Source organism: Paraburkholderia largidicola (genome assembly GCF_013426895.1).
In the GTDB taxonomy this organism is placed as follows: Bacteria; Pseudomonadota; Gammaproteobacteria; order Burkholderiales; family Burkholderiaceae; genus Paraburkholderia; species Paraburkholderia largidicola.
In genome coordinates, this window is sequence record NZ_AP023174.1 from 374,250 (window position 1) to 388,152 (window position 13,903).

13 protein-coding genes are annotated in these 13,903 nt (G+C 63.2%); 5 read left to right on the forward strand and 8 right to left on the reverse strand.

Going from position 1 to position 13,903, the window contains the following annotated elements; genetic code table 11:
- The first annotated feature begins 8 nt into the window (after nucleotides 1-8).
- Entirely contained in the window at nucleotides 9-1,769 is a 1,761-nt protein-coding gene (gene nagE, locus PPGU16_RS01650; RefSeq protein WP_180721421.1) for an N-acetylglucosamine-specific PTS transporter subunit IIBC, read from the forward strand.
- 71 nt (nucleotides 1,770-1,840) lie between these two features.
- Here nagE and cydX read toward each other — a convergent pair whose 3' ends face one another.
- The 5 genes from cydX to rpoH form a co-directional block, all read right to left on the reverse strand.
- Entirely contained in the window at nucleotides 1,841-1,960 is a 120-nt protein-coding gene (cydX, locus tag PPGU16_RS01655; protein WP_180721422.1) for a cytochrome bd-I oxidase subunit CydX, read from the reverse strand.
- Nucleotides 1,961-1,987: 27 nt separating this feature from the next.
- Nucleotides 1,988-3,124 (reverse strand): cytochrome d ubiquinol oxidase subunit II, encoded by a 1,137-nt coding sequence (cydB, locus tag PPGU16_RS01660; RefSeq protein WP_180721423.1) that lies wholly within the window; start codon nucleotides 3,122-3,124, stop codon nucleotides 1,988-1,990.
- A 67-nt stretch (nucleotides 3,125-3,191) separates the two neighbouring features.
- Entirely contained in the window at nucleotides 3,192-4,781 is a 1,590-nt protein-coding gene (locus tag PPGU16_RS01665) for a cytochrome ubiquinol oxidase subunit I (protein ID WP_180721424.1), read from the reverse strand.
- Nucleotides 4,771-5,043, reverse strand: a complete 273-nt coding sequence (gene cydP, locus PPGU16_RS01670; protein WP_180721425.1) for a cytochrome oxidase putative small subunit CydP — start codon at nucleotides 5,041-5,043, stop codon at nucleotides 4,771-4,773. The genes PPGU16_RS01665 and cydP overlap by 11 nt, the downstream gene beginning before the upstream one ends.
- Before the next feature lie 315 nt (nucleotides 5,044-5,358).
- On the reverse strand, nucleotides 5,359-6,294 hold the full coding sequence (gene rpoH, locus PPGU16_RS01675) for an RNA polymerase sigma factor RpoH (protein ID WP_180721426.1): 936 nt from the start codon (nucleotides 6,292-6,294) through the stop codon (nucleotides 5,359-5,361).
- Nucleotides 6,295-6,646: 352 nt separating this feature from the next.
- On the opposite strand from rpoH, the gene PPGU16_RS01680 reads away from it, so the two are divergent.
- A complete protein-coding gene (locus PPGU16_RS01680; protein ID WP_180721427.1) occupies nucleotides 6,647-7,210 on the forward strand; it encodes an acyloxyacyl hydrolase in 564 nt (187 codons plus the stop codon).
- A 45-nt stretch (nucleotides 7,211-7,255) separates the two neighbouring features.
- On the forward strand, nucleotides 7,256-7,639 hold the full coding sequence (locus PPGU16_RS01685; RefSeq protein WP_180721428.1) for a nuclear transport factor 2 family protein: 384 nt from the start codon (nucleotides 7,256-7,258) through the stop codon (nucleotides 7,637-7,639).
- A 151-nt stretch (nucleotides 7,640-7,790) separates the two neighbouring features.
- Here PPGU16_RS01685 and leuA read toward each other — a convergent pair whose 3' ends face one another.
- Together leuA and ybiB are read right to left on the reverse strand one after the other, a co-directional pair.
- Nucleotides 7,791-9,449, reverse strand: coding sequence for a 2-isopropylmalate synthase (gene leuA / locus PPGU16_RS01690; RefSeq protein ID WP_180721429.1), 1,659 nt, complete (start codon nucleotides 9,447-9,449; stop codon nucleotides 7,791-7,793).
- A 512-nt stretch (nucleotides 9,450-9,961) separates the two neighbouring features.
- The gene (gene ybiB, locus PPGU16_RS01695) at nucleotides 9,962-10,930 is read right to left on the reverse strand and encodes a DNA-binding protein YbiB (protein WP_180721430.1); all 969 of its coding nucleotides are present in this window, start codon (nucleotides 10,928-10,930) and stop codon (nucleotides 9,962-9,964) included.
- Nucleotides 10,931-11,168: 238 nt separating this feature from the next.
- Between ybiB and PPGU16_RS01700 the strand changes: the two genes are divergently transcribed.
- Both PPGU16_RS01700 and maiA read left to right on the forward strand, forming a co-directional pair.
- Nucleotides 11,169-11,867, forward strand: coding sequence for a fumarylacetoacetate hydrolase family protein (locus PPGU16_RS01700; protein WP_180721431.1), 699 nt, complete (start codon nucleotides 11,169-11,171; stop codon nucleotides 11,865-11,867).
- Between the two features lie 34 nt (nucleotides 11,868-11,901).
- Complete coding sequence (maiA, locus tag PPGU16_RS01705; protein WP_180721432.1) at nucleotides 11,902-12,546, forward strand: maleylacetoacetate isomerase; 645 nt, start codon at nucleotides 11,902-11,904, stop codon at nucleotides 12,544-12,546.
- Nucleotides 12,547-12,633: 87 nt separating this feature from the next.
- Here maiA and ftsY read toward each other — a convergent pair whose 3' ends face one another.
- Nucleotides 12,634-13,791 carry a signal recognition particle-docking protein FtsY gene (gene ftsY / locus PPGU16_RS01710; RefSeq protein WP_180721433.1) on the reverse strand — a complete coding sequence of 386 codons (1,158 nt, stop codon included), beginning with the start codon at nucleotides 13,789-13,791 and terminating at the stop codon, nucleotides 12,634-12,636.
- Between the last annotated feature and the right edge of the window lie 112 nt (nucleotides 13,792-13,903).

Here is a 13,903-nt window from a genome sequence, read left to right on the forward strand (position 1 = left end):
AGGTATCAATGGATGGAAATCCGTTTCTGAAGATTCAGCGCCTTGGCCGCGCACTGATGCTGCCGATCGCGGTTTTGCCCGTCGCCGGCCTGTTGCTGCGCCTCGGCCAGCCCGATGTGTTCAACATCAAGATGATCGCCGACGCGGGCGGCGCGATCTTCGACAACCTGCCGCTTCTGTTCGCGATCGGCGTCGCTGTCGGCTTCGCGAAGGACAATAACGGCGTTGCGGCGCTGGCGGGCGCAATCGGCTATCTGGTCGAAGTGGCCGTGATGAAGGACATCAACGACAAGCTCAACATGGGCGTGCTGTCGGGGATCATCGCCGGTATCGTCGCGGGGATGCTGTACAACAAGTACAAGGACATCAAGCTTCCCGACTACCTCGCGTTCTTCGGAGGCAAACGCTTCGTGCCGATTGTCACGGGGGTGGCGTGTCTGGTGTTAGGCATCGTGTTCGGCTACGCGTGGGCGCCCGTTCAGGCGGCCATCGACGCAGCCGGCCACTGGCTGACGACGGCAGGCGCAGTCGGCGCGTTCGTGTTCGGCTTGCTGAACCGTCTGCTGCTGGTGACGGGTCTGCATCACATCCTGAACTCGCTCGCGTGGTTCGTGTTCGGCTCGTTCACGCCGCCGGGCGGCGCTGCTGTCACGGGCGACCTGCACCGCTTCTTCGCAGGCGACCCGACGGCGGGCACGTTCATGACGGGCTTCTTCCCGGTCATGATGTTCGGTTTGCCCGCAGCGTGTCTGGCGATGTTCCATGAAGCACCGAAGGAGCGCCGCGCGCTGGTCGGCGGCCTGTTGTTCTCGATGGCGCTGACGTCGTTCCTGACGGGCGTGACGGAGCCGATCGAATTTAGCTTCATGTTCCTCGCGCCTGTGCTGTACGCGATCCACGCGGTGCTGACGGGTCTGTCGCTTGCGATCTGCTCGGCGCTCGGCATCAAGCTCGGCTTCACGTTCTCGGCGGGCGCGATCGACTACGTGCTGAACTACGGTCTGTCGACAAAGGGCTGGGAAGCGATTCCCATCGGCATCGCGTATTCGATCGTCTACTACGGTCTGTTCCGCTTCTTCATCCGCAAGTTCAACATGGCGACGCCGGGCCGCGAGCAGGAAACGCCGGAAGTGGCCAACGAGTCGTATGCGTCGGCCGGCTATGTGGCGCCTGTCGAAGGCGCGGCGGCTGCGTCGGGCACGCGTGCACAGCGTTACATCGCTGCGCTGGGCGGCGCGGCGAATCTGTCGGTGGTCGATGCTTGCACGACGCGTCTGCGTCTGTCGGTGGTGGATTCGGAGAAGGTGTCGGAGAACGAGCTGAAGTCGATCGGCGCGCGTGGCGTGTTGAAGCGCGGCGGCGGCAACGTGCAGGTGATCATCGGACCGGAAGCGGACATGATCGCCGATGAAATCCGCACGACGATCGCGAGCGGCGGTGCGGCTGCTGCTGTTTCGCCTGCCCCTGTATCGGCCAAGCCGGCTGCTGTCGCTGCGGCGCCCGCTGCTGCGACGGGCAACGGCCCACTCGATCCGGACCCGCTGCGTTGGCTCGCCGTGTTCGGTGGCGCGACCAATGTCGTGTCGCTGGAAGCCGTCGCGGCGACGCGTCTGCGTATCGTCGTGCGCGATCCGTCGGCTGTCGATCGCCAGCGTCTCGACACGCTGAGCATAGCGTGGGTATCGACGGATACGTTCCACATCGTTGTCGGTGACGATGCGCAGCGCTACGCGCAGCAACTGTCGACGCGCCTGACGGCAACGGCCTGACCTTCGTCACGGCCTGAGCTCTTGGCAAAGAAAATCGGCGCCCCGCGGGGCGCCGATTTTCGTTTACCCGCTTACCGTTTGTCCGGATCGGCGTCCGGCTCGACGGCGTTGTTCGCTTCGAGCCACATCACATTGATGATGCCAAGCGCGAGTGCAAGCCCGATACCGAGAATCCAGCTGAAGTACCACATGGTTCGCTCCCTCTTGCGCGTGGTGTATCAGTACATCGAATGATGGTTCTGTTCGATCGCGTCGGCCGTGACCTTGCCGCGCATCACGCGATACACCCAGCTCGTGTAGATGAGTATCAGCGGCAGAAAGATGATCACCGCGATCAGCATGATCTGCAGCGTCATCTGGCTCGACGTCGAATCCCAGACGGTGAGGCTGCTGCGTCCGTCGAGCGACGACGGCATGATGAACGGAAACATCGAAAAGCCCGCCGTCAGGATCACGCCGATCACCATCAGCGACGTCGACAGAAAGGCGCTGCGCTCGAAGCGCGAGCTTGCCAGCAGGAGCGCGAGCACGCCGCCGACAACACCCGCGACGGGCGCCGCGACCATCCACGGATACGTCGCGTAGTTGGTGAGCCACAGGCCCGGCGCACCGATCACGTTTTTCAGCAGCGGATTCGCGACGGTATCGAACGGCGCGGGCTCGGTGATCTGATAGCCGCCGATCAGCGTCGCGACCAGCACGCCGCCGATCAGAAACAGCGCGACCGCGACCAGCGACGCAATGCGCAGCGCAACCGACGCGCGCCGCGCGACGACGCCGTCCGCCTTCATCTTGACGAACGCCGCGCCGTGCGCGACCAGCATCGCTACGCTCACCACGCCGCACAGCAGCGCGAACGGATTGAGCAGTTCGAAGAAGCTGCCGTGATAGGTGACGCGCAGATCCTGATCGAACTGGAACGGCACGCCTTGCAGCAGATTGCCGAACGCGACGCCGAACACCAGCGCCGGCACGAAGCCGCCGACGAACAGCGCCCAGTCCCACGCGGTGCGCCAGCGCGGGTCGTCGCGCTTGCCGCGATAGTCGAAGCCGACCGGGCGGAAGAACAGCGCGAACAGCACGAGCAGCATCGCGAAGTAAAAGCCCGAGAAGGATGCGGCATACACCAGCGGCCACGCGGCGAACATCGCGCCGCCTGCGGTGATCAGCCAGACCTGGTTGCCTTCCCACGTCGCGCCGACCGTGTTCACGACGACGCGCCGCTCCGCGTCCGTCTTGCCGATGAACGGCAGCAGGATCGCTGCGCCCATGTCGAAGCCGTCGGTGAGCGCGAAGCCGATCAGCAGCACACCGACGAGCACCCACCAGATCACTTTGAGGGTTGCGTAGTCCATAGCGATGTTTCCTCGTGTTTTCGTGCGACGGCAAGGGTGTTGCTGTCGATACCGCTGTCGAACCCGCTCATGCCGCCGTGTTCGCGCCGACGGCAGGCTTCGCGGTTTGCTCGTGGTGATAGCGTCCCGTATGCAGCGACGAAGGCCCAAGCCGCGCGTACTTGAACATCAGCGTGATCTCGATGATGAAGAGCGCGGTGTAGAACACGACGAAGCCCGCGAGGCTTAGATACAGATCGCCTGCCGTCAGGCTCGACGCCGACAGCGAAGTCGGCAGGATGCCCGCGATGGTCCACGGCTGGCGCCCGACTTCCGCGACGATCCAGCCGAATTCCGCCGCGAGCCACGGCAGCGGAATCGCCCACACGGCCCAGCGCAGGAACCAGCGGCGGCTGCCGCGCAGCAGCGAGCGTTGCGCGCAGAAGAAGAACGCGAGCACGAAGGTCGCGAGGAACAGGATGCCGAGGCCGACCATCAGCCGGAACGACCAGAACACGGGCAGCACGGGCGGCACGGTTTTCTTCGCGGCCTGTTTGATCTGCTCGGCGGAGGCGTCGGTGACGTTGGGGGTGAACTGCTTGAGCAACAGGCCGTAGCCGAGGTCCCGCTTGTGCTGGTCGAAGGCGGCGTGCGTTGCGTCGCTCGCGTCGCCTTGCTTGATCTTCTGCAGCGCGTCGTACGCGAGCATGCCGTTGCGGATGCGCGTCTCGTTGCGCGCCATCAGTTCTTTCAGGCCGACCACAGGTTCGTCGAGCGAACGTGTCGCGATGATGCCAAGCGCGTACGGCACGCGCAACGCGTAATCCGTGCGTTCTTCCTGCTGGCTCGGAATGCCGACAATCGTAAATGGCGCGGGCGGGGGCGCGGTCTCCCATTCGGATTCGATCGCAGCGAGTTTCATCTGCTGCACTTCGCCTGTGGTGTAGCCCGATTCGTCGCCGAGCACGATCACGCACAAGGTGGACGCCAGACCGAAGCCTGCCGCCACGGCGAACGAGCGCAGCGCGAAGTCGATGTCGCGGCGCTTGAGCAGATACCACGACGACAACCCGAGCACGAACATCGACGCCGTCACATAGCCCGCCGACACCGTATGCACGAACTTCACCTGCGCGACAGGATTGAAGATCACGGCGAAGATACTCGACAACTCCATGCGCATCGTTTCGTAGTTGAACTCGGCGCCGACCGGGTTGTTCATCCAGCCGTTCGCAATCAGGATCCACAGCGCGGACAGGTTCGAGCCGAGCGCGACGAGAAACGTGACCATCAGATGCTGGATGCGTGACAGCCGGTTCCAGCCGAAGAAGAACAGCCCGACGAAGGTCGACTCCAGAAAGAACGCCATCAGCCCTTCGACGGCCAGCGGCACGCCGAAAATATCGCCGACATAGTGCGAGTAGTACGACCAGTTGGTGCCGAACTGGAACTCCAGCGTGAGGCCCGTGGTGACGCCCATCGCGAAGTTGATGCCGAACAGCTTGCCCCAGAACTGCGTCATGTCCTTGTAGATCGGTTTGCCCGTCATCACGTAGACGCTTTCCATGATGACCAGCAGCCACGACAGCCCGAGCGTCAGCGGCACGAACAGGAAGTGATACAGCGCGGTGACGGCGAATTGCAGGCGAGAGAGATCGACGACGTCGCTAGCGGGCATGGTTGAGACCTCGAGTCGAAGGCGGCGGTGAGGCGGACGCCGGCACCGACAGCAGCGCCTGGGCGACCTGAGCAGGCGGGAGCGACATGTTTTGCGCCTGCGGATGATTGAAGAACGCGAACTTGAGCGCGAACAGAAGCGCGAATTTGATCGCGAGCACGATCAGGATGTCGCGCGCAAAGGTCGGACCGCGAGCCCACGCGACGATGCGGCTGGCGAGCGTGCGGCGTGTGGCATTCCTGTGATTGAGCGTGATGGCCATGTTCGATCCGCAACGACATCGCGCCGGGTGACCCGGCCAGACCCAGTGCGCATTACCTCGCGGCACTGGCGCGTGCATAACCATTGTAGGAACGGCCTGTCGGACGGGCCCGCGTCATCGTGTCGCGCGGCGCGTCCGGCTTTATCACTAATAAGTCACGCTCTGCGCGAGGTCAAGGCAATGTCTCGACAATGACGCGTATCTGCGCAATATTTGACGACGCGCAATAAAAAACCCTGCCTTCTTGCGAAGGGCAGGGTTCTGTCAGAAACGCGTGTGGCCAGTGACTGGCGCGCGCCCGCTGCTTCTCTGAGGTTACGCGTACTCGGCCAGCGCGGTGCGCATCTTCTTCATCGCACTGGTTTCGATCTGGCGAATCCGCTCGGCCGATACACCGAACTCGTCGGCCAGTTCGTGCAGCGTCGAACCGCCCGAGCCGTCGTCTTCCACCTGCAGCCAGCGTGCTTCGATGATGCGTCGGCTGCGCGGATCGAGCGACTCCAGCGCGCTCGCGATGCCGTCGCTCTGCAGACGGTCACGTTGACGCGCGGCCAGCACGGCCGTCGGCTCGCTGTGCGAGTCGGCGAGATAGGCGATCGGCGCGAACGCTTCTTCGCCGTCTTCGACCTGGCCTTCGAGCGCGATATCGCCGCCCGACAGCCGCGTTTCCATCTCGGCCACTTCCTCGCGCTTCACGTTCAGTTCTTTCGCCAGGCCCTCGATCTCGTCCGGCGTGAACGACTGCAACCCTTGCTTGTGACTGCGCAGGTTGAAGAACAGCTTGCGTTGCGCCTTGGTCGTCGCCACTTTCACCATGCGCCAGTTGCGCAGGATGTACTCGTGGATTTCGGCCTTGATCCAGTGCATTGCATAAGACACGAGGCGCACGTTCTGCGTCGGGTCGAAGCGCTTTACGGCCTTCATCAGGCCGATGTTGCCTTCCTGGATCAGGTCGGCGTGCGGCAGGCCATAGCCGAGGTAATTACGCGCGATCGACACGACCAGTCGCAAGTGCGACAGGACCAGCTTGCGCGCCGAGTCGAGATTGTTCTGCTCGCGGTACTCGGTGGCGTACTGGCGCTCTTCTGCCGGCGTCAGCATCGGAATCCGGTTTACGGCCTGGATGTAGGCGTCGATGTTGCCCAGCTGGCCGGGCAGAAGAGAAGCGTGCGAGAGCGCCAGTGCACCTGCCGGAGCGGCCTTAGCCGACGACGGGCTCAGAGTACTCGGAAGGGTCAGTGTGTTGCTCACGTAGCAAACTCCTTTATTCAGACAAATGTCCGCCAAAGCGGACCACGATGGATGTTAGCACTCTCATTTCCCGAGTGCTAATACTTAGAAGCCATAGGGGCATGCAAGTTCCCTCTTTCCTATCGAAAATGCACGTTCAATAGCATCGTACCTCATCTGCGGGTTTGGTACCGAACGCTTAGCATTCCTCGGCGGCAGCAAGATTCTGCAATCGTGGGTAAGATTTTTTCGGAAACAGAAGCAGTGATTTGCGAGTTTTCAGTTGTTATTAAAGGGTCCGATAGTTGCTTCTGTCTCTAGAATGTCGCGGCAACGATGTCCCTTGCTAAACCCCGCATCCGGTGGACGCACGATGGAAAAAAAGAACAACGCTTCGTTTAATCTGGCACTCAAATGTGCTGTCGCTGCAGCGCTTCTCTGCGCGTCGGGCTTGGCCTCGGCGGACCAGTTCGGCGTTCAGATTGCGGGCGGTCTCGCCGATCACCACGTACGCAAACTCGACCTAGGCTTCGTCTGGGACCCCAATCTGACCTGGTGGGAAATCGGCGGCTGGCATTTCGCGCTGGTCGGCGAGGCGCATGCCGCGTGGTGGCACACGGACGAAGGCAACGTTCACGACAATATCGGCGAATTCGGCGTCACGCCGGTCGTGCGGTTCATCAAAAGCTCGGGGGCGATCCGCCCGTTCATCGAGGCGGGTGTCGGAGTGCGGATTTTGACCCATCCGCGCATCTCGTCGGACTACACGCTCAGTACCGCCTTCCAGTTCGCCGATATGGTGGGCGTCGGCGCGCAATTCGGCTCGCATCAGCAGTACCAGTTTGGCTACCGCTTTCAGCACGTCTCCAATGCAAGTATCAAAGAGCCGAATCCTGGTATAAATTTCCAGCAGATTTACGTGCAGTACAACTTCTGACGACCGCTGCCGGTATCGGCGCCGTCGTCGATAGGGGCGAACGCGATGCCGGCAAAAGTGATCGAAGCGATTCGCGGGCTTGAGCGCGATCGCTTTCGGGCGATGGTGGAAGGAAACGGACAGCGGCTCGACGCGCTGCTGTCGGACAACGTCATTTACGTCCACACGAACGGCAAGCGCGAGTCGAAGCAGCAGTTCATCGACGCCATCACGGCCGGGCGCCGCCGCTATCGCCAGATCGAGGTGCAGTCGCAGGACGTGCTGCCTGTCGGACGCGAGACCTGCGTCGTCACCGGGCGCGCGCTGATCGAGATGGAAGCGAATAGCGGCGCGCTGCTCTTTCCGATCGCTTACATGGCGATTCAGGCCCAGGAAGACGGCAAATGGCAGCTGATCGCGTGGCAGGCGACGCGTTGCGCAATCGAGTGACGCGGATCGCGCCTTCACTCTTCGTCTGACGGTAGCCGCCTCGTGAGCGGTCCGTGCGCGCGGGCGATGGTTGAATCGCCCGCGTTTGCGCTTCTGCGGTCTTCCTGTTCGCTTCGTCCTGCCCCGTTTGCCGTTACGTGACGTCTTGCCGTTACGCCGCGACGCGGCGGTCGACAGCCGCCCAACCGGCGCGATTGACGCCGCTGACGACGGCATCGACGACGGCCGTCATCTCGTCTTCCGCTACGCCTATGCCGTGACGCATCGGCTGCTCGCCGACGCGGCTGGCGACGAATACCACTGTGCGGCCGTCGGTGGTGCGCGCGGTCTCGAACGACGTGATTTCGATGGTTTGCTTCGAAGCCCCGGCCATTTCCTGCGCAACCGCCTTCGCATACGCTTCGTGGCCATCGACGCTCGCTGCCGCCGTCGCGGGAACGGCGATCTCGCGCTTGTTCCAGCGCACCGTCGATCCGTTCACGCGCTGCGCCGGGCCGTCCGCCTCGAAGTATTCGCGGGCAAAGAGCGCGCAGATTGCGTCGCCCGTCACTTCCTCGCCCGACTGATCCGCCACCGATTGCACTGCGTGGCTGAATTCGATCTGCACCCGCCGTGGCAGCGCGAAGCCCATGCCGCGCTCGACCAGATACGTCGCGCCGCCCTTGCCGGACTGGCTGTTCACGCGAATCACGGCGTCGTAGCTGCGGCCGACGTCGGCGGGATCGATGGGCAGATACGGCACTTCCCAGACGGCGTCCGGCTTTTGCTGCGCGAAGCCCTTGCGGATCGCGTCCTGATGCGAGCCGGAGAACGCCGTGTAGACGAGATCGCCTGCATACGGATGACGCGGGTGCACAGGAATCTGGTTGCAGCGCTCGACCACGCGACGCACGGCGTCGATGTCCGAGAAATCGAGGCCGGGGTCGATACCCTGCGTGTAGAGGTTCATCGCGAGGGTCACGATATCGACGTTGCCCGTGCGCTCGCCATTGCCGAACAAACATCCTTCGATACGGTCCGCGCCCGCCATCAGCGCGAGTTCCGCGGCGGCGACGGCCGTGCCGCGATCGTTATGCGGATGCACGGACAACACGATGCTGTCGCGATAGCCGAGATTGCGGTCCATCCACTCGATCTGGTCGGCGTACACGTTCGGCGTCGCGGCTTCGACCGTAGCGGGCAGGTTCACGATCATCTTGTGATCGCGCGTCGGACGCCACGTCTGCGCGACGGCGTCGCAGACTTCGCGCGCGAACGGCAACTCGGTCATGCTGAAGGTTTCGGGCGAATACTGGTAAGTCCAGTGCGTCTGCGGACGGGCGTCGGCATGCTCGCGAATGATGCGGGTGCCTTCCACTGCGAGCGCCTTCACCTGTTCCTGCGACAGCCCGAACACGATCTTGCGGAACGACGGCGCGATCGCGTTGTAGAGATGGACGATCGCGCGCGGCACACCTTCGAGCGCCTCGAACGTGCGCGCAATCAGGTCGGCGCGCGACTGCACGAGCACTTCGATGGTCACGTCGTCGGGAATGCGTTTTTCGTCGATCAGCTTGCGGACGAAATCGAAGTCGGTTTGCGACGCCGACGGAAAACCGACTTCGATCTCCTTGAAACCGATCGCCACAAGCATCTCGAAGAACTCGGTCTTCTGAGCGATGCTCATCGGCTCGATCAGCGACTGGTTGCCGTCGCGCAAATCAGTGCTCATCCAGATCGGCGCGCGCTCGATCGTGCGGGTGGGCCACTTGCGGCCGGTCAAACGGACGGTGGGGAAAGGGCGGTACTTCTCGGCAGGGTTGCGCAACATGTTGAGGCCTCGTTCGATTCGTCTAGTCGTGTGCTGGGTGAGGTGGCGTCGAGCGGCTGGCGGGCTGCCACAGATGCACGTCCCGCGAGCCGGGCGCTAGCGGGAGCAACGAACGGGCGCGAACAAACAGCGTCATCGGAACGATGACGAAAGCAATGAACGGAACGGAAGCCCATGCAACGTGCATTTGACCCTCGCGATTCGTCCGATGGATAACGGACGAACACAGGCGACTACAGGTTTTGAAGGAACTACGGACTGGGGTGAAACAGGAACTGCTCTGGAGGACCGCCGCGAGTCGCTGTGGCGACTGCGTACGGCGCTACGTCTTGCTTAGGCTAGACGTAGCGATAGGGGCCGCGCTAGGCGGCCGAGGGTAATTCGGAGGGTGTTCGGAATGGAACGCATCTTTACAAGATAAGCGAGGCGGCAGTGGCCTGTCAACCCGCTATTTGCTGCGATGCGTTCGCGAGAGCGTTCGCCGAGGCAAGCCGGACGGCTGTCGGCCCTTGTCAGGCGGCCTTCTGCGCGATCTCGACGATCAGCTCGACCTGGCGCGTGATCGCGGCCGGCACGGGCGCTTCGCCGTTCAGCACGGCGGCGATCCACGCCGCCGTGGTCGGCGCGTCGCGGCCTTCGGGCAAGTCGACCTCGGGCGCATCCGGCGACGAGCGCTCGGCCGAGATGCGTGTCTCGCAGATGCCGTCATGCAGCCAGTCGATCTGAACCTGGCGGCGCGTGTCGGCGACGGCCTCGCCTTCGGTGCCGCGCGCGAGCAGCGCGCCGCCGACCGCCATGGCGGGATGCGAGACGAACAGCTGAGTCAGGCTTTCGCGATAAGGCGGATGCGTGTAGTTCACGAGCCGCAACCCCGCCGGCGCGAAAGGCTGCAGAATCTTCACGAGCGTGTGCGTCGAATTGCGCACACCCATTCTTCGACGCAGCGATAGCAGCCGCGCCAGCTTCGGCGCGAGTGTTCCGATGGGCGCGAACGCGAGCCGCTGATTGGCGAGGCTCGTTTCGATATCCGCGTGCGTCTGCGCGGGCGCGAGGTTCAGATGCGCAAAGATTTCGGCGCTCGTCACGCGGCCCGGATCTTCCGTCACCCCGTGCACCAGCACCGGCACGCCTTCGCGCGCGAGCAGCAGCGCCAGCAGCGGCACGAGGTTGGGCTGCTTGCGCGCGCCGTTGTAGCTCGGGATCGACACGGCTTGATACGCATCGTGCTTCACCGCGACGGGCTCGAACGAAGCGTGGGCGGCTGCGAGCATCGCGGCCAGCTCGTCGGCGGATTCGCCTTTCACGCGGTACGCCAGCAGGATCGCACCGAGTTCCAGGTCGGAAACGCGGCCGTCGAGCATCGCGCTGTAGAGCGCGTGCGTGTCCTCCGGCGTGAGCGCGCGCGCGCCGTTGGGACCGCGGCCGATTTCCTTGATGAATCGGGCGCAGGGAAAGGGAGTGGTGTCGGTGAGATCGGTCATTGGGGAAATCGGTGTTCTGGGGACGGCGGCCGCCGCTGCGACGTGCCTGATTCCTTTCGAGTATCGCACGCCGGGTGCGCGTGCAAAACGCGAGTGAATTGACGGCCTGTCGCGAACCTTACGGGACGGCTTCAGCGCGCGCCACCTGGCCGTTCGGCCAGGCTACGCGGGAAACGGCGCCGCGTTACACTCAATGCTTCGCCGCATCAGAGCGGTCCAACAAAAGACGGAGAACGGAATGGGTTACGTGTTTGCGCCAGCGCCGGTGACGGCAGTGCCAGTCGTCGGAACGGACGATAAATTCGCGGTGCGCCGCATTTACTGCGTCGGCCGCAATTACGAGGCGCACGCGCGCGAAATGGGCCATGATCCCGACCGCGAACCGCCGTTCTTCTTTGCTAAACCAGCCGACGCCGTGCTGTATGTCGCGCCGGGCGCAACGGGAGAATTTCCGTATCCGGCGCAGTCGAAGAACGTGCACTTCGAGATGGAACTGGTCGCGGCAATCGGCAAGGCTGGCAAGAACATCTCCGCCGACAATGCGCTCGACCACGTCTACGGCTACGCGCTTGGTCTCGACATGACCCGCCGCGACCTGCAGGCGGAAGCGAAAAAGCTGGGCCGTCCTTGGGACACCGCAAAGGGCTTCGATCATTCGGCGCCGCTCGGCCCGATTCATCCTGTTTCGAAAGTCGGTCACGTCGGCAAGGGCGCGATCTGGCTCACCGTCAACGGTGAGGAAAAGCAGCGTTCGGACGTGTCGCAACTGATCTGGTCCGTCGCCGAGACGATCGCGTATCTGTCGACGCTGTTCGAACTGCAACCGGGCGACCTGATTTTCACGGGCACGCCGGAAGGTGTCGGCGCAATCGTGCAGGGCGATCTGATGAAGGGCGGCGTGGACGGGCTGGGTGAGTTCAGCGTGCGCGTCGTCTGACGTCGCTGGCGACATTCAGGGGGAGCAAAACACAATGAAGCTGTACAGCTACTTTCGCAGTTCGGCGTCGTATCGCGTGCGCATCGCGCTGAACCTGAAGAACCTGTCGTACGAGTACATGCCCGTGCACCTGCTGCGCGACGGCGGTGAGCAGTTCAAGCCCGAATATCGCGAGCTCAATCACGATGCCGTCGTTCCCACGCTGGTGGACGGCGACCATGTGATCACGCAGTCGCTCGCGATCGTCGAGTATCTCGACGAGACGCATCCCGAGCCGCCGCTGCTGCCGTCGAAGCCGATCGATCGCGCGTATGTCCGCTCGATCGTTCAGCAGCTCGCGTGCGAGATTCATCCGTTGAACAATCTGCGCGTGCTGAAGTATCTGAAGCGCACAGTGGGTGTGAACGACGAGGTGAAGGACGCGTGGTATCGCCACTGGATCAGCTCGGGCTTTGCCGCGCTCGAAGAGTATCTCGTCGCGGACGGCCGCGCGGGCAAGCTGTGCTTCGGCGACACGCCCACCATCGCCGATATCTGCCTCGTGCCGCAGGTCTTCAATGCGAACCGCTTCAACGTCGATATGAGTCCATATCCGACCATTCGCCGCATCTGCGAGCACGCGAATACGCTCGATGCTTTCGCTCGCGCGGAACCGGGCGCGCAGCCCGATGCCGAGTGAAGCGCTGAAGCAATGAAAAAAGGGCGTCATGCGAATGCATGACGCCCTTTTTGTTCCAACCGATGCCAGCTTCAGACGGTCAGGACATCAACCCAGCAACGCATCCGAAAACTCTTCGGCGCTGAACGGCTGGAGATCTTCGACCTTTTCACCGACGCCGATAAAGTACACAGGCACAGGACGTTGTCGCGCGATCGCCGCGAGAATCCCGCCCTTCGCGGTGCCGTCGAGCTTCGTCACGATCAGGCCAGTCAGGCCGAGCGCATCGTCAAAAGCCTTCACTTGCGCGAGCGCGTTCTGACCGGTGTTGGCATCGATGACGAGCAGCACTTCATGCGGTGCGCCGTCCATCGCCTTGCCGACCACGCGCTTCACCTTGCGCAGTTCTTCCATCAGATGAAGCTGCGTCGGCAGACGGCCGGCCGTGTCCGCCATCACCACATTGATCTTGCGGGCGCGCGCCGCGCCGACGGCGTCGAAAATCACCGCAGCGGGATCGCCGCTTTCCTGCTGCACGACCGTCACGTTGTTGCGTTGGCCCCAGATCGCAAGCTGTTCGCGCGCGGCGGCGCGGAACGTGTCGCCCGCGGCAAGCAGCACCGACTGGTTGAAGTTCTGCATATGCTTCGCGAGCTTGCCGATGCTCGTCGTTTTGCCCGCGCCGTTGACGCCCGCGATCATCATCACGGTCGGCTGGTAATGGCCGAGCGTCAACGACTTTTCCAGCGGCTTCAGCAGATCGATCAGCAGCGTGCGCAGCGCGGCCTTGACCTGCTGCGGATCGGTGAGTCGCTCGGCGCGCACTTTCTCGCGCAATGCTTCGAGCAGAAACTCGGTCGCGTCGACGCCCGCGTCGGACATCAGCAGCGCCGTTTCCAGTTCTTCGTACAGGTCTTCATCGATCTTCGCGCCGACGAAAATGCCCGTGATGCTCGTACTGGTCTTCGACAGACCGCTTCGCAGGCGCGTGAGCCACGAACGCTTCGCGGCGGCTTCGGGCACCGGCGGCGGGACGATTTCGGCGGCCTCGTCGTCCGTCTCTTCGAAGTCGGCGGCGTCGGGGACGTAATTGGGATCGAATTCAGGCGCATCGGCCGAGTCCGGGACGGATTGCGAACGCGCGACGGGCGCTTCCGGCTCAGCCACGTCCTGCATGTCGACGTCGGCGCCGGAATCGGCCTGCGGCGCGTCAGGCGTGTCGTCGGGCGCCTTGGAACCCTTGAATCGTTTGAAAAAGCTGAACATGGTCTGGACTGGAGTGAGATTGCGCCGGATTCCTGCTTTGGCCCGGCAACGCGTGGCGACGAACGGCGGCGAGCCACGCGACAGTTCGGCGGCGTCCGCATGGCAGCGAAGT

Coding starts and splice junctions, on each gene's coding strand:
- ybiB (WP_180721430.1), bottom strand. CDS start 10,930: ATGACCGATCTCACCGACACCACTCCCTTTCCCTGCGCCCGATTCATC.
- maiA (WP_180721432.1), top strand. CDS start 11,902: ATGAAGCTGTACAGCTACTTTCGCAGTTCGGCGTCGTATCGCGTGCGC.
- PPGU16_RS01680 (WP_180721427.1), top strand. CDS start 6,647: ATGGAAAAAAAGAACAACGCTTCGTTTAATCTGGCACTCAAATGTGCT.
- leuA (WP_180721429.1), bottom strand. CDS start 9,449: ATGTTGCGCAACCCTGCCGAGAAGTACCGCCCTTTCCCCACCGTCCGT.
- cydP (WP_180721425.1), bottom strand. CDS start 5,043: ATGGCCATCACGCTCAATCACAGGAATGCCACACGCCGCACGCTCGCC.
- PPGU16_RS01700 (WP_180721431.1), top strand. CDS start 11,169: ATGGGTTACGTGTTTGCGCCAGCGCCGGTGACGGCAGTGCCAGTCGTC.
- nagE (WP_180721421.1), top strand. CDS start 9: ATGGATGGAAATCCGTTTCTGAAGATTCAGCGCCTTGGCCGCGCACTG.
- cydB (WP_180721423.1), bottom strand. CDS start 3,124: ATGGACTACGCAACCCTCAAAGTGATCTGGTGGGTGCTCGTCGGTGTG.
- PPGU16_RS01685 (WP_180721428.1), top strand. CDS start 7,256: ATGCCGGCAAAAGTGATCGAAGCGATTCGCGGGCTTGAGCGCGATCGC.
- PPGU16_RS01665 (WP_180721424.1), bottom strand. CDS start 4,781: ATGCCCGCTAGCGACGTCGTCGATCTCTCTCGCCTGCAATTCGCCGTC.
- cydX (WP_180721422.1), bottom strand. CDS start 1,960: ATGTGGTACTTCAGCTGGATTCTCGGTATCGGGCTTGCACTCGCGCTT.
- ftsY (WP_180721433.1), bottom strand. CDS start 13,791: ATGTTCAGCTTTTTCAAACGATTCAAGGGTTCCAAGGCGCCCGACGAC.